Below are 17620 nucleotides of genomic sequence, written 5' to 3'. Positions count from 1 at the left end.
GAGTAGGGGCTGAAGGGAACGCAGCAGCTATAGGGAACGCAGCGACTACAGGGATCGCAGGACGGAGACGACCTTGCCCATGATTGTCGCCTGGTCGCCGAGGATAGGTTCGTACTGCGTGTTCTGCGGCAGCAGCCAAGTGTGGCCGTCGCGCTGGCGGAAGGTCTTGACGGTAGCTTCGTCCTCCAGGAGGGCAGCCACGATGTCCCCGTTGACGGCATCGTTTTGGCGACGCACCACAACCCAGTCGCCGTCGCAAATCGCGGCATCGATCATGGAGTCGCCAGCGATCTTCAGCATAAAAAGCTCGCCATGGCCCACAAGCTGGCGCGGCAGGGGCACAACGTCCTCCACGGCCTGATCCGCCAGGATCGGCCCACCAGCGGCAATCCGCCCAACCAGGGGAACCATGGCAGTGTCGCTTGAACTGGCCAGCTCGGTCACCGCCAATCCGCCGGTACTACGGAGCTTTCCGGGAGATTCCATGCCGGGAATCTCCATGCTGCGTTCGTCCAGCGTCAGCGGCATGAGGATCTCCATGGCCCGCGGACGCTTGGGATCGCGGCGCAGGTAGCCCAGCTTCTCAAGTTGGGACAGCTGGTGCGTGACGCTGGAAAGGCTTGCGAGGCCAACGGTGTCCCCGATTTCCCTCATCGACGGGGGATAACCGTTGTCGTTGACGGAGCGCTGGATCGTTTCCAGGATCTTCTTCTGGCGGACGGTAAGGCTTTTGGGGGTCTTCGCAGTACCGGAGCCCCGCTGGGATCCGCTACTGCTGCTGGCTTTCGCTGCCATGTTCGCCAACGCCCTCTCTCCGCCCGACCGGGCACTGCCTTCTCCGCACCGCCTGAAGTGAATTGCCCGGATTGCTGAAGTTCCGGACGTACTCAAAATGTCAGACCCTGCTGTTCCACTGAAATGGTGCTTGTTTCCTTCACTCCAACGTAGGCCAGGCGCTGGCGTTTATCAAACATTTGTTCGAGCGAGTCTCGACATCATTCGTTGATAAGTGCTAAAAAAGGAGAGACGTAGTTCGAATACACGTTCGAACTGATCAATGGAGGGTGGGATTATGTTCGAAGGTGTTGTTCGGATACTAAATGCTCCGATACGGCCCGGTCGGCTTCGGCTGACGCGTCGTGGACGGCTAGTGTTCTCTTGCATCCCACTGATGCTTTTGGCTGTCCTTGTCCTGAGTCTTTCGGGCTTCCTCAACGCCCCGGCGAAAGCGGCCGACTCAATCCAGGATCTTGAACGCACCCCGGCGGTTTCGGTGACCGTCCAGCCCGGTGAGTCCCTGTGGGGAATTGCTGCCGCCACTGCTCCTGACCGGGATCCCCGCGATGTTATCGCGGAGATCGTGGAGCTGAACAACCTCAGCGGCGGGCGCGTAGTGCCGGGGCAGCAGCTCTTCGTTCCGACCACTTGAGAGGCAGCTTGGGGAGTCGGTCGGTCGTCACATTTCAAGCCGCTACCCAAGGCACTTAAACTGTCATGGTGAGTGAGCAGCTTGAGCGACTAAACAAACTTCCCCTTCGGGCAAACCTCCGCGGACTCAGTCCCTATGGTGCGCCGCAACTGGACGTGCCCATCCTGCTTAACGTGAACGAGAACACCCACGGCGTCCCCGACGATGTGCAGTCGGCGATTACGGAGGCCGTAGCTAAAGCGGCCACTGGCCTGAACCGGTACCCGGACCGCGAGTTCACCGAGCTCCGCGAAGCACTGGCCGAATACCTGGGCCACGGACTTGGTCCCGAAAACCTCTGGGCCGCCAATGGCTCTAATGAAGTCCTCCAGCAAATCCTGCAGGCATTCGGGGGACCTGGCCGAAAAGCGCTGGGATTCCCTCCTACGTACTCCATGTACCCGCTGCTTGCCAGCGGAACGGACACGGAATATGTGCGGGGCGTGCGCGCAGATGACTACAACCTGAGTGCGGAATCAGCTGCCGGGCAGGTGCGGGACCTGGCGCCCAACATTGTCTTCCTGTGCTCGCCGAACAATCCCACAGGTACCGGCTTGGGCCTTGACGTTGTGGAGGCTGTCTACGAGGCAGGAGAGGTCAGCCAGGCAATCGTGATCGTCGACGAGGCGTACCACGAGTTCGTTCACGACGGCACTCCCAGTGCACTGACTTTGCTTCCAGGGCGGGAGCGCCTTATTGTTTCGCGAACCATGAGCAAGGCCTTCGCCTTGGCGGGAGCGCGGCTCGGCTACATGGCGGCTGCCCCCGAAGTCACCGATGCCATTCGCCTTGTTCGGTTGCCGTACCACCTGTCGGCGGTCACCCAGGCAACGGCACTCGCTGCCCTGCACCACCGTGAGGCCCTCATGGCGGACGTCGAGGACATCAAGATCCAGCGAGACCGCATCGTCGCTGAACTTACCCGGATGGGGCTCACCCCGGCCGCCTCGGATTCGAACTATGTCTTCTTTGGCGGGCTCGAGGATCCACACCGTGTCTGGCAGGGACTCCTCGAAGCCGGGGTACTCATCCGCGACGTCGGCATCCCCGGCCACCTGCGGGTAACGGCCGGAACTGAGACGGAAACCACAGTGTTCCTGGAGGCCCTGGAAGCGCTGCTGGCCGGGCAGTCACCGCTGTCGGCCTAAACTGGAAGTCAAAACCACTCATCCTTCCACATAAGGACAAGAATCAATGAGCGTAACCCGTGCCACGACGGCAGCCGTCCGTACGGCGCGCATGGAGCGTGCCACCAGTGAGTCATCGGTCCTGGTCGAGATCAACCTCGACGGCACCGGAGTCTCCGATATCAGCACGTCAGTCCCGTTCTACGACCACATGCTGACGGCACTCTGCAAGCACTCACTCATTGATATGACCGTCAAGGCGAGCGGTGATACCCACATTGACGTCCACCACACCGTCGAGGACGTCGCCATCACCTTCGGTGAAGTGCTGCGCACGGCCCTGGGGGACAAGGCAGGCATCCGGCGCTTCGGTGAGGCCACCGTTCCTCTGGATGAAGCGCTGGCCCACGCCGTTGTCGACGTTTCCGGCCGCCCGTACCTGGTCCACGGCGGCGAGCCCGCCGGGCAGGAGTATCACCTTATCGGCGGACATTTCACCGGTTCGCTGACCCGTCATGTCTTCGAGGCCATCACCCTGCACGCCGGCATTTGCCTGCACATGAATGTCATCGCCGGCAGGGACCCTCACCACATCGTCGAGGCCCAGTTCAAGGCGTTCGCGCGTGCCTTGCGTGCCGCCGTCGAGCCCGACCCGCGCGTTGAGGGCATTCCGTCTACCAAGGGGGCGCTGTGAGCGGCCAGATTCTCAAGGACGGCGCGATTCTTGATCCTTCGGCTTCTGTCCGGCCGGCATCGCCTCAGGGCAAGCCGACTGTCACAGTCCTGGACTATGGTTCCGGCAACGTACGTTCGGCCGTGCGCGCCCTTGAGCGTGCCGGGGCCGAAGTGATACTGAGCGCCAAACCCGAAGATGTGCTCAATGCCGACGGGCTGGTGGTTCCCGGGGTGGGCGCCTTCGAAACTGTGATGCGCGAGCTCAAGGCCGTCGATGCCATTCGAATGATCGGTCGCCGGGTGGCAGGTGGCCGTCCCGTACTGGCTATCTGCGTTGGACTGCAGGTCCTGTTCGAGGCCGGCGTTGAACACGGCACTGAGGCCGAAGGTATGGGTGAATGGCCGGGGAAGGTGGAACTCCTCCCCGCGCCGGTAGTTCCCCACATGGGCTGGAACAACGTCAAGGTGCCCGAAGGCTCGCAACTTTTCGCCGGCGTCGAAGACGAACGCTTTTACTTCGTCCACTCCTATGGCGTGCAGAAGTGGGACTTTGACGTCATTCAGCCACGGATGGCCCCGCCGCTGGTCACCTGGTCCGAACACGGCGCACCTTTCATTGCCGCCGTCGAAAACGGACCGCTTTGCGCCACCCAGTTCCACCCGGAAAAGTCGGGGGATGCCGGCGCGCGGCTCCTGCGCAACTGGGTCCAGGGCCTGCACCACACCCCCGCAGCCGAGCCGCAGGCCAGAGAGTCCGCCTGAATGTGGTCTGTCATCCTGATGGGACTGGCCGGTCTGCTTGTGGGAGGGGGCCTATCCTTCCGTCAGCAGAAACAGCCTGCCTGGATCTCCGTTTCCTTTTACGTGCTGGCAGGAATGGCGCTGCTGGCCGCCTATCTTCTTACCATTCCCGGCAACTGACGCCGGCCCCATCCACCATCAGTGAGGACCCCAATGACCACTGCCTCCGAGTTGCCCGTCCTGGAACTCCTGCCCGCCGTCGACATCGTGGACGGACAGGCCGTCCGCCTTCTTCAGGGAGAGGCAGGCTCGGAAACCAGTTACGGCACCCCGCTGGAAGCGGCCCTTAACTGGCAGGAAGCCGGCGCCGAGTGGGTGCATATGGTGGACCTCGATGCCGCCTTCGGGCGGGGCAACAATGCCGAACTCATCAGCGACGTAGTAGCCCAGCTCAAGGTCAAGGTTGAACTCTCCGGAGGGCTGCGCGACGACGAGTCCCTGGAACGCGCGCTCGGCCTCGGCGTCGAACGCGTGAACCTGGGCACGGCCGCTCTGGAGAATCCGGAATGGACCCGTCGGGCCATCGAACGCTTTGGCGACAAGATCGCCGTCGGCCTCGATGTCCGCGGGACCACCCTTGCAGGCCGTGGGTGGACGAAGGAAGGCGGTGACCTCTGGGAGGTGCTCGCGCGCCTTGAAGACGCTGGCTGTGCCCGCTATGTAATCACCGACGTCACCAAGGACGGCACTCTTCAGGGCCCGAACTTGGAGCTGCTCCGGCAAATGGTGGAGAAGACCGGCCAACCCGTCATCGCCTCCGGCGGTATTTCCAGCCTCGAAGACCTGCGGGTGCTGCGTGAACTGGTTCCCGCCGGCGTCGAAGGGGCAATCGTGGGCAAGGCGCTATATGCCGGCGCCTTTACGCTGCCGGAAGCCCTGGACGTAGCCGGCAGGCGCTGATCGGATAACGGTCATGCCCCAGGACAACTCCTCCGAAGAGCCGAAGGCTCCGCAGAAACGCGACCTTCCGGGACACATCGCTGCCGCCCTGGCGGGGGCCGGGGGACCAACAGACTCGGCAGGGCAGCCTTGGGCCGGCCGTAGCTTGAGCGGTGACGACGCCAGGATCCACAACTTCGAGGACGACGACGGCACAGCTGACGTCCGGTACGTCGCGGCCCTCAATGGACTAGTCGCCGGTTCCGGGGACGAACGGGCCGTCGTGGCGTCACTTGCCACGGCACGTGTGTTCGTACCTGTGGTTGCGAGCCTCACAGAAGAAACCGATGGCGTGGCCGGCTTGCATGCCGACAAGCAGGCCGACATGGCGCTCGTGACCCTCAACGCCCCCGACGGGCGCAAGGCCATGCCTGTATTCACCTCCGTCCAGGCACTGGAGGCGTGGCATGCCGAGGCACGTCCCATAGCTGTCTACGCCGCCCGTGCCGCCTTGTCCGCGGTCTCCGAAGATGCACAGCTGCTGGTAGTCGATCCGGGATCCGAGCTGGCATTCGTGGTGCGTCGCCCTGCCGTTTGGGCCCTTGCCCAGCAACGCGACTGGACGCCGTCGTACCTGGATGATGAACTGGAGTCCGCTCTCAGTTCCTTGGCCGCAGGGTTTCCGGCCGTCCGGAGCCTGGAAACGCAAGTCGGTGGGGGCGTCGCTTCGCGGACCGCCAGCGGCAACGTCGTCCAAGGCGGGGGTGCGGGACCCGAACTGCGCGTCGTGCTCTATCTTGAAGACGGCCTGGATGCGGCTGCGGTGCAAGCCCTTGTCGCGGGACTCAATGAGGCCTGGTCGGGGAATGAACTGTTCGTCGACCGCGTTGACTCACTCGAGGTCAAGCTGAGACGCGCTGCGGGATAGCTGGCGGTTGGGGGAAGTCCTTCGTACCGCCCTGGTGACATAGAAGGACGCACCTCGTGAACTTCGCACTGTATCGGGAGCTGCTGGCCATCGGGCCCGTGCGCCGCCTGCTCCTTGTGGGCATGATCGCGCGCATCCCACACTCCGCGGCGGGCGTGCTGCTCACGCTGCATATCGTCCTGACGCTGGATCAGGGGTACGCCGCAGCCGGCACGGCAGCAGCCGTCATGACCATTGGCATCGCCCTGGGAGCACCATGGCGCGGACGTCGCGTGGATATCGCAGGCCTGCGCAGGGCCCTGATTCCGTCAGTGGTCTCCGAACTGGTCATTTGGGCGATCGTGCCGCACGTCAGCTACCAGTGGATCCTGCCGCTCGTGTTTATCGGCGGCCTTTTGACCCTGCCCATCTTCAGCGTCATCCGACAGTCGCTGGGCGTCATGGTGGATGAGGAGCAGCGTCGCACGGCCTTCGCCCTGGACTCCATCATGACTGAACTCGTCTTCATGATCGGCCCTGCGATCGGCGCCATCGTGGCTACCGCAGGTTTTTCGGCGGCGGGATTGACCGTCGTCGGCGTCTCCACCTCACTGGCAGGGCTCTTTCTGATCTGGTTCAATCCGCCCACCCGTACCACTGCCGGACGTCCCGGCGATGCCGCCGATCTGGACGCCAGCGATCTAGACGCCGTCGACCTGGATGCCGCCGAAGCCGCGCTGGTGGCGTCGGCTCCGGCGCATCTCCAGGAAGCGGCTGCAGAACTTGGACCTGCTGCCTCCAACGGAAGGTCAGGCGGCACTTCTCGGCCTGCCGGTCTCCTCGACAGACTGTCCCGGAGCTTCACATGGTTCTCGGCAGCAGTTGCCGCTGTGTTTGCCGTAGCCACTGGCACTGGAATGGTCCTGAGCGGAACCGATGTCGGGATTGTCGCCCTGCTCGAGCGCGGGGGACACCAGTCCGATATCGGAATCGTCTTCTTCTTCTGGTGTGCGGCATCGGTGGTGGGAGGTCTCGCCTATGGCGCGATGCATCGCCCCGTCTCACCCATCCTCCTCCTGCTTGGCATGGCCGCCCTGACCATTCCGATGGGCTTCGCCACCGACACCTGGACGCTGGCCTTCCTCTCGCTCCTGCCCGGCTTGCTGTGCGCCCCGGTGCTTTCAGCCGCCTCCGAAAAGGTAGCCGAGCTGGTCGACGAGGCCAGGCGGGGCGAAGCCATGGGTTGGTACGGTTCCGCCCTCACTGCCGGGGTGGCCCTTGGGGCGCCGCTTGCCGGGATCTTTATCGATGGCATCGGAGCGTGGTCCGGCTTTGTCACGGTGGGTTCGGCCGGCGTCGCGCTCTGCCTCGCAGGCCTCGCCCTGCAACGCCACCGCAAAGCGGCCGGCTGACCCGGATTGGTCTGCCAGCCGCCGTGGCGAATCCTTAGGGAATGGTTGACTGAAGTCCCTTAGTTGACGGGACCCGTGAATTTCTCTCCCGGTCCCTTGCCGGGCTCATCCGGGATGAGGGAGGCTTCGCGGAACGCCAGTTGGAGGGAGCGCAGGCCATCGCGCAACGGTCCGGCGTGCTGGGAACCGATCTCTGGAGCGGCAGCTGTGACCAAGCCGGCCAGCGCCGTGATGAGTTTGCGGGCCTCGTCCAGGTCCTTGAGCTCTTCGGCGTTCTCCTCGGTGGCCAGGCCGACCTTGACCGCGGCGGCGCTCATGAGGTGGACGGCCCCGGTGGTAATGACCTCCACTGCGGGAACTTCGGCGATGTCGCGGATTTCCTGCGAGACGCCGGTGGCAGGCTCGGGGGCGTGTGAATTGCTGTCTGAAGTGCTCATACTGGTAAGCTTGTCACAGACCGACTGGAAGTCGTTATTTGCAGTGTTCAAAAATGCACTGTTCAAAACTGCAGGGTCGAAACCCATTGCCGCAAATGTGCGGATAGCGGGTTCGTTTCTGTAGAATTGATTTTCAGTTTGCAAGCGGAGTTCTCTCCCACCCGCGTCAGCCGTTTCCCTTCGGGGATGAGAAGTTGCCGGGTACCTGGTCGGACACTGTAGCCGGGCCCCATGCCCGGATGTAGTGCGCACCGCCTCCTTTGAGGCCGGTGCCCCGATCTTCGAGGCCTTCGATTGCACCGGCAATTGGGGGCCTTCTCTATTTGTCGGTGGAATACTCACCACAACCACAGGAGCTTTGACATTAGCGAGCCAAGAATCAATGAGCGTATCCGCGTCCCCGAGGTACGGTTGGTCGGCCCTGCCGGCGAACAGGTAGGAATCGTCCGTATAGAGGACGCCCTGCGACTGGCTGCCGAGGCTGATCTGGATCTCGTTGAAGTTGCGCCGCAGGCCAAGCCTCCGGTGTGCAAGCTCATGGACTTCGGTAAGTACAAGTACGAAGCCGCGGTCAAGGCGCGTGAAGCCCGGAAGAACCAGACCAACACGGTTTTGAAGGAAATCCGCTTCCGCCTGAAGATCGACACCCACGACTACGAAACGAAGCGCGGGCACGCGCTGCGCTTCCTGGGTGCCGGTGACAAGGTCAAGGCCATGATCCAGTTCCGCGGTCGTGAGCAGCAGCGCCCTGAGATGGGCATCCGCTTGCTTCAGCGTTTCGCGGACGACGTCTCGGAAGTCGGTGTCGTGGAATCCAGCCCGCGCATCGACGGCCGCAACATGGTGATGGTCATTGGGCCTCTCAAGAACAAGGCTGAAGCTAAGGCAGAGGCACGGCGGGCAGCCCAGCGTGCAGAAGCCAAGGCGCAGAACGAGGCCAAGGCAGCCGGCCGCATTGATGTTTCCGGCGACCAGGCTCCCCTGACCCAGTCCCTGGGCGACCTGCTGCCGGCAGATTTCCTTGCTCCCTCGGAAGAGACGCCCTCGGAAGAGACGCCCTCGGAAGAGACGCCCTCTGAAGAGGCGGCGGAAGCAGTAGCCGTTGAAACCCCGGTTGCCACGGAGGAAGCTTCGGCTCCGGCTGAGGAAGCCGTAGCTGAGGAAACCGTGGCTGAAGAGGCTCCGGTCCAGGAAGCTCCGGTTGCTGAAGAGTCGCTGGCTGCCGAAGAGGCGCCGGTTGCCGAGAAGGCAGCTGTTGCCCCCGCCGTCGAAAAGGCGCCGGTGGCCGAGGAAGCGGAGGCGGCGGCAAAGCCGGCGGCTCCCAAGCCTCCTGTTCCATCGGCACCGAAGCCCGTGGCCAAGCCCGCAGCGCCGAAGCCCGTAGCACGGCCGGCCGCGCCGAAGGCTGTACCGAAGCCTGCCGCAAGGAAGACCAACTAGTTCAGCGCCGCGGCGGGGGAGTCCTCCGCCCGGCAAGCAACCAGCATGCCGCCCCACGGGCGGCTGCGCGAAGGAACTGCAGACTACGTCTGCGGACACGTAAGGAGATCGGTTCCCATGCCGAAGATGAAGACCCACAGCGGTGCCAAGAAGCGCTTTAAGCTGACCGGCACCGGCAAGCTGAAGCGCCAGCAGGCTAACCGCCGCCACTACCTGGAGCACAAGTCCTCCATCCTGACCCGTCGCCTCGCCGGCGACAAGATCGTCTTCAAGGGCGACGCCAAGGTCATCAAGAAGATGCTGGGCCTCTAGGTTCCAAGCTCATGGGCTGGCGCCTTCCGGCGTCGGCCGACTACATAAACGCCTTCTCAGGCCAGCCGGAATGCCGGCAGTAGATGCTTGGGATAAGAATTTTGAAGGAGTACGCACGTGGCACGTGTGAAGCGGGCGGTAAATGCCCACAAGAAGCGCCGGGTTGTCCTCGAACGCGCCAAAGGCTACCGGGGTCAGCGTTCGCGCCTGTACCGCAAGGCCAAGGAACAGCTGCTGCACTCGTTTGTGTACAGCTACGGCGACCGCCGCAAGAAGAAGGGTGACTTCCGTCGCCTCTGGATCCAGCGCATCAACGCTGCGTCCCGCGCCAACGGCCTGACCTACAACCGCCTGATCCAGGGCCTGAAGGCCGCTGAGGTTGAGGTTGACCGTCGTATGCTCGCCGAGCTGGCCGTTTCCGATGCCAACGCTTTCGCAGCCCTGGTCAAGATCGCCAAGGACTCCCTGCCGTCTGACACGTCTGCTCCTGCCGTCCAGGCCGTAGCGGCGACCAAGGCACCGAAGGCTGCCAAGGTTGAGTCTCCTGCCGCTGAGGAAACTCCCGCTCCTAAGGCGAAGGCAGCCAAGAAGCCTGTCGCTGTTGAGGCTGCTGAGTAGTAGCTGACGGCTATGTGTCCACGTAGTCGTTCAAGAACGAGTCGCATCAGCCACTAAAGTTCTTATATGAACGAAACCGGGCGCCCGCAAGAACCGATGTCCAACCCCCGAGCCGATCGGGTCAGGGATGTCGCAAAGCTTGCAGGGCGCCCGGCCCGTTTAAAGCGCGGGCGTTTCCTGGCAGAGGGGCCGCAGGCGGTCCGCGAGGCGCTGCGGCTGAACGCCGAACGCATTTCGGCCGGGCAGCCCGCCGTCGTGCATGAGGTTTACGCGAGCAGGGCATGCCTGGACAGGCTCCCGGAGCTTGAGGACCTCGCCGCCGCGACTAAGCTTCGACTGGCGACGGACGAGGTGCTGTCGGCGATGGCGGATACAGTCAACCCGCAGGGCATCCTGGCCGTGTGCTCCTTTATGGACGTCACCCTGGAGACAGTGCTCGACGCCGGCCCCAGGCTGATTGCCGTCCTGTGCCAGGTCCGTGATCCCGGGAACGCCGGGACCGTGCTTCGTGCCGCGGATGCCGCGGGCGCGGACGCCGTAGTGCTGACGTCCTCCAGCGTGGACATCTACAACCCTAAGGCAGTCCGCTCGACGGCGGGATCACTGTTCCATCTGCCGGTTGTCCTGGGCGCCGACGTCGATCAGCTTGTTGAGCGCTGCAGGGCCAGGGGCATGGGCGTCCTGGCTGCCGACGGTTATGGCACGGTGAACCTGGACAAGCTGCAGGACGAAAACGCGGCGCGGAGGCTCGGTGTGGAGACGCCGGACTCCGAATACGCCTTGGAAATGCCTACGCTGTGGTTATTCGGCAATGAGGCCCAGGGATTGTCCGACGCCGAACTGTCCTTGGCTGATCATCGAGTGGCTGTGCCCGTCTATGGCTCGGCTGAAAGCCTCAACCTCGGTACGGCGGCCACCGTCTGCCTCTACGCCAGTGCACGGTCCCAGCAGCCTTCCACCGTGCCGGGCCGCTAATTCCGCCATGGCCGGTGTTAACCGGCGTTAATGTATGAAGGGATCCGCCCGTAACGGGTGGATCCCTTCTTCATTTCGGCCTTCGCGCTAAACGCGCCGACCGAAGCGTTTGCCGTTCGGAAGGACGGCGTCGATATCAGGTTGTCCTGTTGCGACCGGTCACAGCTCCGTAGATGCCTGCGACCAGGAGGCCGCCGACAATCGCGAGAATCCATGTTCCGAGGTCAAAGAACGCAAGGTCACCCCGGCCGAACAGCATGCTGCCGATCCATCCGCCGACGATTGCGCCAACGACCCCCAGAACCAGGCTGGTTACCCATCCGCCGCCTACGCGACCGGGCATGACGGCCTTAACAATTGCTCCAACGATCAGGCCGAGAACGATCCAAGCAAGAAAGCCCATATCTCCTCCTAGTGCAATCGGTGGGGCGGAAAACCGCCCCGTCCACAGCTTCAAGCTAACACAGACATGTGGCATTGTCAGTAGGCTTAGTTTCTACGGCGATTCGCCGGGATGCGCCGCAGGCAGGGTGCCGGGTACGGTATTGCTTGAAGGACTTCCGGCGTTCTTAGCGTCAGTCCGGGCACATACTTCGTAATCCCCAAACCCTGAAGAGGTGAAGCTTTCGTGGCTGCTAGTGGCGGTACCAAGGCGATCGTGGCGGCACTGGCCGCCAACCTGACCATTGCCGTTCTCAAGTTCATCGCTTTCATCCTGACGGCCTCATCCTCAATGCTCGCGGAAGCAATCCACTCGGTTGCCGACTCCGGAAACCAGATACTTCTCCTGATCGGCGGCAAGCGCGCCCAACGCTCAGCCAGCTCCCGACACCCCTTTGGCTATGGCCGGGAGCGGTACATCTACGCATTCATCGTCTCGATCGTCCTGTTTAGCGTGGGCGGCCTCTTTGCCCTCTATGAGGCCTGGGACAAGTTCCAGCATCCGCATGCCATTGAAGGCGACTTCTGGTGGGTTCCGCTGGCTGTCCTGGTGGGGGCCATCGTCGCCGAAATCTTCTCCTTCCGCACTGCGATCATCGAATCCAACCATGTGCGCGGCAACGAGAGTTGGGTCAACTTCGTCCGCAACGCCAAGCAGCCGGAACTTCCCGTCATTCTTCTAGAGGACCTTGGCGCGCTCCTTGGGCTCGTGTTCGCCCTCTTTGGAGTCAGCCTGACTCTCATTACCGGGGATGGCGTCTGGGACGCAGCGGGAACCGCCATGATCGGCGTCCTTCTCGTGGCCATCGCCGTTGTGCTTGCGCTGGAAACGAAGTCGCTCCTGCTCGGCGAATCCGCCACGAAGGAGCACGTATCCCGGATCGAGGAAGCCATTCAGTCCGATGGAACCCGGATTATCCACATCAAGACGATGCACCTCGGCCCGGAGGAACTTCTGGTGGCCGCCAAAATCTCCGTGGGGGCTGCCGCCACGGGCGAGGACATCGCCAAAGTGATCGACGACGCCGAAGAGCGGGTTCGTGCCGCCGTTCCCATTGCCCGAATCATCTACCTCGAGCCGGATGTGGAGCGAGTCCAGGTCTGAACCGGATGAAACGAAAGCCGCTGCCGCAGGCCCCTAGAGGGGCTTCGCGGACAGCGGCTTTCGGCGTTCCAGGAGGCCGCTGATGGCGGCAATGCCCAGGCCCAGCAGGGCAAGGACCGCACCAACCAGGGCGGGGGCGGTGTAGCCCCAGCCCCAGGCGATCACGACGCCGCCAAGGAAAGCGCCCAGGGCGTTGGCCACGTTTAGGGCAGAGTGGTTCAAGGAGGACGCAAGCGACGGCGCGTCGGGGGAGGCGTCAAGCAGGCGGGTCTGGAGCGGCGGAACGAGCATGGAGCCGATCGCGCCCACGACGAACACCATCACAAGGGCCCATGCCCACTGGGCCGCGATGGCGTACACGGCGAGGGCAGCGGCAATTCCGGGAAGAACCCAATAAATGGTGCCCATCACGGACTTGTCGGCGATGCGCCCTCCGACGATGTTTCCGAACACCATCCCGAGCCCATACAGTGCCACCACCAAGGGGATAATGGCCTGGGGCATGCCTGCCACCGAGGTCATGGTGTGGGCGATATACGTGTAGGTGGCGAAGAAGCCGCCGAAGCCGATGATTCCGATCAAGAGGGCGAGCCACACCTGGATCCGCTTCAGGGCGCCCAGCTCCCGTCGGATGCTCGCATCGGGATGTGCGGGTTCGAAGGGGACAGACTTCCAGATCATCGCCACCGTTGCGAATCCCATTGCGCCGACTACTACGAAAAGCAGCCGCCAGCCCAGGGCCTGCCCCAGCCAGGTGGCAGCTGGCACGCCGACAACATTCGAAACCGTAAGTCCGGCCATGACCATCGAGATTGCCCATCCGCGCCTTGTTGGCGCGACGAGGGAAGCCGCAATGACCGCGGCGACGCCGAAGAAAGCGCCGTGGGGCAGGCCTGAGCCGAAGCGCGTGACCAGCATGGTGCCATAGTCCGGTGCAATGAATGAGGTGAGGTTGGCCAGCGCCAGGAACAGCATGAGGCCCATGGCCAGGGTTTTGCGCGGGAGGCGGGCCCCGAAGGCGGCAAACAGCGGTGCTCCTACCACCACGCCCAGCGCATAGGCGGAAATAAGGTTCCCGGCCTCCGGTGTGCTGATGCCCAGGCCTGCCTCAATTTCCTTGAGGAGTCCCATCATGGTGAATTCGGTGACGCCGATGGCGAAGCCACCCATGGCAAGGGCGAAGATCGCCAGGGCAGTGTGTTGGTGGGTAGCTTTGGATGTTGTTGGAGACGCTACATTGATGGTCATTGGCCTGCTTTTCGGGCGTGCTGGTGTAGGGCGCTGCGCGCCTTTGGGCAGGGAGGGTGCCACAGTGGGCTTGGCTGGATCCGGCCACATCAAAAATGGCGAATCGAATTAAACTTTACCGGCGTCTGCAACTATCTGCTGGAAATGTGACTATTGCCATGCCCGCATAGCGATGCCCTAAAGCCGTGGCCATAGACTGTTTCGATGACCCGACTGATCAACGTTGTGGGTGCTGCCCTCGTCGACTCCCTCGAAAACCCCGGCCGGCTGCTGGTTGCCAGGCGGACCGCTCCGCCGCAATTTGCGGGAATGTGGGAATTCCCCGGAGGGAAAGTAGAAAACGGGGAGACCTTCGAACAGGCCCTGCATCGCGAGTTGCGCGAGGAACTCGGCGTCTCCGTCCGCCTCGGTGATGAGCTCAGGGCGCCGGTGGAGGCCGGTTGGCCGCTGAACGAGAGGGCAGTCATGAGGGTCTGGTTTGCGGAGGTCAGTGACGGCGAACCGCGTGCACTGGAAGACCACGATGAGCTGAGGTGGGTTCCACTGGCTGACAGCGACGCGACCCTCGGACTGCCTTGGATTCCTGCCGACGCTCCGATCGTGCGGGCGTTGCTCGACAAGGTAGCAGCTTTGCCGACGTCGGGCACCGCGGCGTCGAGGACCTTTCCCTAGGCAGGCTCCGGGAGGGATCTCTTGCGATACCCTCCTTTGCTCTCCTCAGAAAAGGGCAGGTTGAGTGGGGGCTGGCCCTGTGATCCTGTTGTTTGCTTCCTTTCCGTCCGGTGTCGACGCCGACTTACGATGGCTGAAGCCCTGGGTTCCGGTGAAGCCGTATCGGCCCTTGAAGTGGTTGATGCGTTCCCCGAGCCAGGTGCGGTATTCCTTCGGAGCGTAGGACCCCTGCCCGTAAAGCCTGTTGTAGCGGTCCACCAATTCGGGGTGATTCGCGGCCAGCCATTTCATGAACCATTCGCGCGTTCCGGGCTTCAAATACAGGGCGCCGCCGGTGACTCCGGTGGCTCCGGCTTCGGATAGGGCGGAGAAGAGGGAATCAAGGGCTTCGTCACTGTCCGACAGCCACGGAAGAATGGGCATGGCCATGACATTGCACGGCAGTCCGGACTCCCGGATCCGGCTGATGAGCTTGAGCCGTGCACGGGGACCCGGCGTACCGGGCTCGATGGTTTCGGACAGGTGCTCGTCGGTCATGGCGAGCGAGATCCCCACTCCAACCGGCACCTGCGTTGCAGCATGCTTTAGCAGGGGAATGTCCCGGGCCAGGAGGGTTCCCTTCGTCAGGATGGACAGCGGGGTTCCTGAATCCGCCAGCGCCCGGATGATCCCCGGCATCAGCTGATACCTGCCCTCTGCGCGCTGGTACGGGTCCGTGTTGGTTCCGAGGGCAACGTGGTGATGGCCCCACGATGGCTTCGCAAGTTCCTTCGTCAAGACTTCGACGGCATTGATCTTGACCACAACCTGCGAATCGAAGTCCCTCCCGGAATCGAATTCCAGGTAGCTGTGGCTCTTTCTCGCGAAGCAATATACGCAGGCATGGCTGCAGCCGCGGTAGGGATTGACCGTCCATTCGAACGGCATCCGGGAACCGGCGGGCACCTTGTTGAGCACCGATTTGGCAGTGACCTCATGGAAAGTGATTCCGGCAAAACCGGGGGTAGAGACGGAACGCACGAGGCCAGACAAAGGCAGCAGTGCGTCCATGGCTGGGGCCGCCACGGAAGCCTGTCCGCCGTCGCCTGTTATGCCGTTTTCCCGTTGGTCCGGTCCGTCGGGATGATTGACTGCCTGTGCGTCCCATCTCATACTTACCATTCGAATCTATGTTCGAATCCATGTCAAGGGCGTGCCTTTGAGCTGCCGGTGATTCAGACCGACTTGCTAACCTTGCCCCATGATTCTGCTGACGGGTTTCGAGCCGTTTGGCGGCAACGACACCAACCCCTCGTGGGACGCCGCACAGTTGGCCGCCGAACTCCTCCGCGCCGACAGGGGGAGCGTTGAATGCCTTGAACTGCCTTGCGTCTTCGGAACCGCCGGGGAGGTATTGTGCCAGGCCGTCGATCGCCTGCGGCCGACCATCATCGTCTGCGTGGGGCTGGCCGGGGGCCGGGAGAGGATATCCCTGGAACGAGTCGCAATAAATTGCGACGATGCCGTAATTCCGGACAACGCCGGCAACAAGCCCGTCGATGAAGAGGTGGTGAGCGGCGGTCCGGCCGCCTATTTCACTTCTCTTCCCCTCAAGGCCGCCCTGCGCGAGCTTCGGATCGCTGGTGTCCGGGCCGAAGTGTCCCAAACGGCCGGTACCTACGTCTGTAACCACGTGTTCTATACCCTCATGCATCACCTGCAGGGCAACCCCGGAACCAAAGGCGGCTTCGTCCACGTCCCGTTCCCGGACACGCAGGTGGTCGCTGGCGGCAGGGAAACGTCCATGACCCTGGGGGAGATGGCGGAGGCGATTGCCGTCGTCGTACGCACAGCAGAGCATACCGATGCGGCTGAGCCAAAGCTGTCCGCGGGGGCACTGCCATGGCGCCAAGCCGGCAAATAGCGCCTCAGGCAGGCGTCCGGGCGGTCAGGCTGTCTGCAGTTCCCAGGCCACGGTCACGGAAGCATCGACCGAGGTCTCGCCTGGCTCTATGGTCACACTGTCCACGGCCGCGGCGCGCAACATACCTCCGCCCATGGGGATGGGGGGTGGGCTCGACGGGTTTTGTTCTACTGAGACGACTTGCCCAAGGGTGGACTCAGCCAGGGACGCGAACTGGGTAGCCTTTGCCACGGCGTCCTTCCAGGCTGCTTCCCGGGCCCTCGCGGTCACGGCGGAGGCGTCCGCAAAGCCCAGTTCCATCCCATTGAGCCTGATCGCGTCACCGCCCGCTTCGACGGCGGCGGAAATGGTCGCCGACGCCGAAGAGAGCTGCCGCAGGCTCACGCTGAGTACGGTTGATGCCAGGTAACCCGTGACGCGCTGACCTTGCCCTTCCTGCCAGAGCAGTTCGGCCCGCAGGTTAAGTGCGCTGGTGCGAATATCGGCGTCGGGCACGCCATGGTCACGCAGGGCAGCAGAAATGGCCGCCGCCGACGCTCCGACGTCGTCGTAAGCGGCGCCCGCAGCCCCACGGCGTGTCTCTACACCGAACGAAACGGTGAGCATGTCCGGGGCTGCCTGGGCTGACCCGTTGCCTGTGACAGTTATGGTGCGCGTCATGATCAGATCCTGCCTCCATAGTGTGTGCCTCCGTAGCCGCCTGCCGGAAGGCCGGCTCGCCGCTCGAAGAAGTTCCGGGACGCGGGATTTCCAGTCCGGATGATGGACCACCCCGCACAAGCAAAGTACAGAACCAGGAAGGGAAGGCCCAGGCACCAGGCGTACTGGGTGCTGTGCTTTTCCTCGTGTGCAAGGAGCCGCGCATCCGCTCCGGCGCTGCCGCTTCCGGCCCGGTAAAGCACCACGTTGCCCATTGTGAAGGCTGCAGCATGGGGTAGCGGCCAGGAGTATCCGGCAGCGATCATCAGCCCCCTCGGGCCCTGGGACAACCGGGAGCCGCTTAGTCGAGCTATCAGCGCGCCCAGGGGCGTTGACAGGTTGATGAGGTTGGCCAGTTGACGGATCCTCTGCCCGGGTGTCATGTGCCCATGCTAGCGCGGCCCGTTAAAGTCCTTGCGAGCGGTTCAATTAGACTGGAATGAACCGTCCTTGTTGGGGGCGGATCTTCAGGTTGCCTCAGCTCGCAGTCCTGATCATGCC

22 protein-coding genes are annotated in these 17620 nt (G+C 63.1%); 15 read left to right on the top strand and 7 right to left on the bottom strand.

The features are described from left to right. Nucleotides 1–45: 45 nt before the first annotated feature. Nucleotides 46–795, bottom strand: coding sequence for a transcriptional repressor LexA (gene lexA / locus J7E82_RS12025; RefSeq protein ID WP_214862885.1), 750 nt, complete (start codon nt 793–795; stop codon nt 46–48). A gap of 277 nt (nt 796–1072) precedes the next feature. On the opposite strand from lexA, the gene J7E82_RS12020 reads away from it, so the two are divergent. The 8 genes from J7E82_RS12020 (at nt 1073) to J7E82_RS11985 (ending at nt 7269) form a co-directional block, all read left to right on the top strand. Continuing rightward, a complete protein-coding gene (locus tag J7E82_RS12020) occupies nt 1073–1429 on the top strand; it encodes a LysM peptidoglycan-binding domain-containing protein (protein ID WP_251041802.1) in 357 nt (118 codons plus the stop codon). 68 nt (nt 1430–1497) lie between these two features. Next, complete coding sequence (locus J7E82_RS12015) at nt 1498–2616, top strand: histidinol-phosphate transaminase (protein WP_214862875.1); 1119 nt, start codon at nt 1498–1500, stop codon at nt 2614–2616. A gap of 46 nt (nt 2617–2662) precedes the next feature. Next, on the top strand, nt 2663–3289 hold the full coding sequence (gene hisB, locus J7E82_RS12010; protein ID WP_214862873.1) for an imidazoleglycerol-phosphate dehydratase HisB: 627 nt from the start codon (nt 2663–2665) through the stop codon (nt 3287–3289). Further along, nucleotides 3286–4032 carry an imidazole glycerol phosphate synthase subunit HisH gene (gene hisH, locus J7E82_RS12005; protein WP_214862871.1) on the top strand — a complete coding sequence of 249 codons (747 nt, stop codon included), beginning with the start codon at nt 3286–3288 and terminating at the stop codon, nt 4030–4032. The genes hisB and hisH overlap by 4 nt, the downstream gene beginning before the upstream one ends. Beyond that, nucleotides 4033–4191, top strand: coding sequence for a hypothetical protein (locus J7E82_RS12000; RefSeq protein ID WP_214862869.1), 159 nt, complete (start codon nt 4033–4035; stop codon nt 4189–4191). It begins immediately after the preceding gene. Between the two features lie 33 nt (nt 4192–4224). Next, nucleotides 4225–4971 carry a bifunctional 1-(5-phosphoribosyl)-5-((5-phosphoribosylamino)methylideneamino)imidazole-4-carboxamide isomerase/phosphoribosylanthranilate isomerase PriA gene (gene priA, locus J7E82_RS11995; RefSeq protein ID WP_214862867.1) on the top strand — a complete coding sequence of 249 codons (747 nt, stop codon included), beginning with the start codon at nt 4225–4227 and terminating at the stop codon, nt 4969–4971. A gap of 13 nt (nt 4972–4984) precedes the next feature. Further along, entirely contained in the window at nt 4985–5878 is an 894-nt protein-coding gene (locus J7E82_RS11990; protein WP_214862865.1) for an SseB family protein, read from the top strand. Nucleotides 5879–5934: 56 nt separating this feature from the next. Then, nucleotides 5935–7269 carry an MFS transporter gene (locus J7E82_RS11985; protein ID WP_214862863.1) on the top strand — a complete coding sequence of 445 codons (1335 nt, stop codon included), beginning with the start codon at nt 5935–5937 and terminating at the stop codon, nt 7267–7269. Nucleotides 7270–7328: 59 nt separating this feature from the next. Here the strand turns inward: J7E82_RS11985 and J7E82_RS11980 are convergent, their stop codons facing one another. Further along, entirely contained in the window at nt 7329–7706 is a 378-nt protein-coding gene (locus J7E82_RS11980) for a DUF1844 domain-containing protein (protein WP_214862861.1), read from the bottom strand. Between the two features lie 411 nt (nt 7707–8117). Between J7E82_RS11980 and infC the strand changes: the two genes are divergently transcribed. The 4 genes from infC to J7E82_RS11960 all read left to right on the top strand — a co-directional run bounded on the left by infC (nt 8118) and on the right by J7E82_RS11960 (nt 11051). Further along, nucleotides 8118–9146, top strand: coding sequence for a translation initiation factor IF-3 (gene infC / locus J7E82_RS11975; RefSeq protein WP_251041800.1), 1029 nt, complete (start codon nt 8118–8120; stop codon nt 9144–9146). Between the two features lie 117 nt (nt 9147–9263). Beyond that, nucleotides 9264–9458: a 50S ribosomal protein L35 gene (gene rpmI / locus J7E82_RS11970; protein ID WP_214862859.1), complete on the top strand. Its 195-nt coding sequence runs from the start codon at nt 9264–9266 to the stop codon at nt 9456–9458. A gap of 117 nt (nt 9459–9575) precedes the next feature. Next, the gene (gene rplT, locus J7E82_RS11965) at nt 9576–10076 is read left to right on the top strand and encodes a 50S ribosomal protein L20 (RefSeq protein ID WP_214862857.1); all 501 of its coding nucleotides are present in this window, start codon (nt 9576–9578) and stop codon (nt 10074–10076) included. A gap of 66 nt (nt 10077–10142) precedes the next feature. Beyond that, nucleotides 10143–11051: an RNA methyltransferase gene (locus J7E82_RS11960; RefSeq protein WP_214862855.1), complete on the top strand. Its 909-nt coding sequence runs from the start codon at nt 10143–10145 to the stop codon at nt 11049–11051. 136 nt (nt 11052–11187) lie between these two features. Here the strand turns inward: J7E82_RS11960 and J7E82_RS11955 are convergent, their stop codons facing one another. Continuing rightward, nucleotides 11188–11454: a GlsB/YeaQ/YmgE family stress response membrane protein gene (locus tag J7E82_RS11955; RefSeq protein ID WP_214862853.1), complete on the bottom strand. Its 267-nt coding sequence runs from the start codon at nt 11452–11454 to the stop codon at nt 11188–11190. A gap of 225 nt (nt 11455–11679) precedes the next feature. Here J7E82_RS11955 and J7E82_RS11950 point away from each other — a divergent pair, with 225 nt between their 5' ends. Beyond that, nucleotides 11680–12597, top strand: coding sequence for a cation diffusion facilitator family transporter (locus J7E82_RS11950; protein ID WP_214862851.1), 918 nt, complete (start codon nt 11680–11682; stop codon nt 12595–12597). 33 nt (nt 12598–12630) lie between these two features. On the opposite strand, the gene J7E82_RS11945 is transcribed toward J7E82_RS11950, so the two are convergent. Further along, complete coding sequence (locus tag J7E82_RS11945) at nt 12631–13845, bottom strand: MFS transporter (protein WP_214862849.1); 1215 nt, start codon at nt 13843–13845, stop codon at nt 12631–12633. Between the two features lie 204 nt (nt 13846–14049). Here J7E82_RS11945 and J7E82_RS11940 point away from each other — a divergent pair, with 204 nt between their 5' ends. Further along, complete coding sequence (locus tag J7E82_RS11940; RefSeq protein WP_214862847.1) at nt 14050–14517, top strand: (deoxy)nucleoside triphosphate pyrophosphohydrolase; 468 nt, start codon at nt 14050–14052, stop codon at nt 14515–14517. A gap of 45 nt (nt 14518–14562) precedes the next feature. On the opposite strand, the gene J7E82_RS11935 is transcribed toward J7E82_RS11940, so the two are convergent. Continuing rightward, on the bottom strand, nt 14563–15669 hold the full coding sequence (locus tag J7E82_RS11935; protein WP_214862845.1) for an Rv2578c family radical SAM protein: 1107 nt from the start codon (nt 15667–15669) through the stop codon (nt 14563–14565). 88 nt (nt 15670–15757) lie between these two features. Here J7E82_RS11935 and pcp point away from each other — a divergent pair, with 88 nt between their 5' ends. After that, nucleotides 15758–16420 carry a pyroglutamyl-peptidase I gene (pcp, locus tag J7E82_RS11930; protein ID WP_214862843.1) on the top strand — a complete coding sequence of 221 codons (663 nt, stop codon included), beginning with the start codon at nt 15758–15760 and terminating at the stop codon, nt 16418–16420. A 24-nt stretch (nt 16421–16444) separates the two neighbouring features. Here pcp and J7E82_RS11925 read toward each other — a convergent pair whose 3' ends face one another. Both J7E82_RS11925 and J7E82_RS11920 read right to left on the bottom strand, forming a co-directional pair. Next, nucleotides 16445–17080, bottom strand: coding sequence for an SIMPL domain-containing protein (locus tag J7E82_RS11925; protein ID WP_214862836.1), 636 nt, complete (start codon nt 17078–17080; stop codon nt 16445–16447). Nucleotides 17081–17082: 2 nt separating this feature from the next. Continuing rightward, nucleotides 17083–17502, bottom strand: coding sequence for a DUF4157 domain-containing protein (locus tag J7E82_RS11920; protein WP_214862827.1), 420 nt, complete (start codon nt 17500–17502; stop codon nt 17083–17085). Between the last annotated feature and the right edge of the window lie 118 nt (nt 17503–17620).

It is taken from the genome of Arthrobacter sp. ISL-30, from assembly GCF_018613855.1.
Classification (GTDB): domain Bacteria; phylum Actinomycetota; class Actinomycetes; order Actinomycetales; family Micrococcaceae; genus Arthrobacter.
This window is presented reverse-complemented; position numbering and strand designations above follow the sequence as displayed.

What these genes read in the sequence shown, in the direction of transcription:
- lexA (WP_214862885.1), bottom strand. Translation starts at nt 795, where the DNA reads ATGGCAGCGAAAGCCAGCAGCAGTAGCGGATCCCAGCGGGGCTCCGGT.
- J7E82_RS12020 (WP_251041802.1), top strand. Translation starts at nt 1,073, where the DNA reads ATGTTCGAAGGTGTTGTTCGGATACTAAATGCTCCGATACGGCCCGGT.
- hisB (WP_214862873.1), top strand. Translation starts at nt 2,663, where the DNA reads ATGAGCGTAACCCGTGCCACGACGGCAGCCGTCCGTACGGCGCGCATG.
- J7E82_RS12000 (WP_214862869.1), top strand. Translation starts at nt 4,033, where the DNA reads ATGTGGTCTGTCATCCTGATGGGACTGGCCGGTCTGCTTGTGGGAGGG.
- priA (WP_214862867.1), top strand. Translation starts at nt 4,225, where the DNA reads ATGACCACTGCCTCCGAGTTGCCCGTCCTGGAACTCCTGCCCGCCGTC.
- J7E82_RS11990 (WP_214862865.1), top strand. Translation starts at nt 4,985, where the DNA reads ATGCCCCAGGACAACTCCTCCGAAGAGCCGAAGGCTCCGCAGAAACGC.
- J7E82_RS11980 (WP_214862861.1), bottom strand. Translation starts at nt 7,706, where the DNA reads ATGAGCACTTCAGACAGCAATTCACACGCCCCCGAGCCTGCCACCGGC.
- rpmI (WP_214862859.1), top strand. Translation starts at nt 9,264, where the DNA reads ATGCCGAAGATGAAGACCCACAGCGGTGCCAAGAAGCGCTTTAAGCTG.
- J7E82_RS11960 (WP_214862855.1), top strand. Translation starts at nt 10,143, where the DNA reads ATGAACGAAACCGGGCGCCCGCAAGAACCGATGTCCAACCCCCGAGCC.
- J7E82_RS11955 (WP_214862853.1), bottom strand. Translation starts at nt 11,454, where the DNA reads ATGGGCTTTCTTGCTTGGATCGTTCTCGGCCTGATCGTTGGAGCAATT.
- J7E82_RS11945 (WP_214862849.1), bottom strand. Translation starts at nt 13,845, where the DNA reads ATGACCATCAATGTAGCGTCTCCAACAACATCCAAAGCTACCCACCAA.
- J7E82_RS11940 (WP_214862847.1), top strand. Translation starts at nt 14,050, where the DNA reads ATGACCCGACTGATCAACGTTGTGGGTGCTGCCCTCGTCGACTCCCTC.
- J7E82_RS11935 (WP_214862845.1), bottom strand. Translation starts at nt 15,669, where the DNA reads ATGAGATGGGACGCACAGGCAGTCAATCATCCCGACGGACCGGACCAA.
- pcp (WP_214862843.1), top strand. Translation starts at nt 15,758, where the DNA reads ATGATTCTGCTGACGGGTTTCGAGCCGTTTGGCGGCAACGACACCAAC.
- J7E82_RS11925 (WP_214862836.1), bottom strand. Translation starts at nt 17,080, where the DNA reads ATGACGCGCACCATAACTGTCACAGGCAACGGGTCAGCCCAGGCAGCC.
- J7E82_RS11920 (WP_214862827.1), bottom strand. Translation starts at nt 17,502, where the DNA reads ATGACACCCGGGCAGAGGATCCGTCAACTGGCCAACCTCATCAACCTG.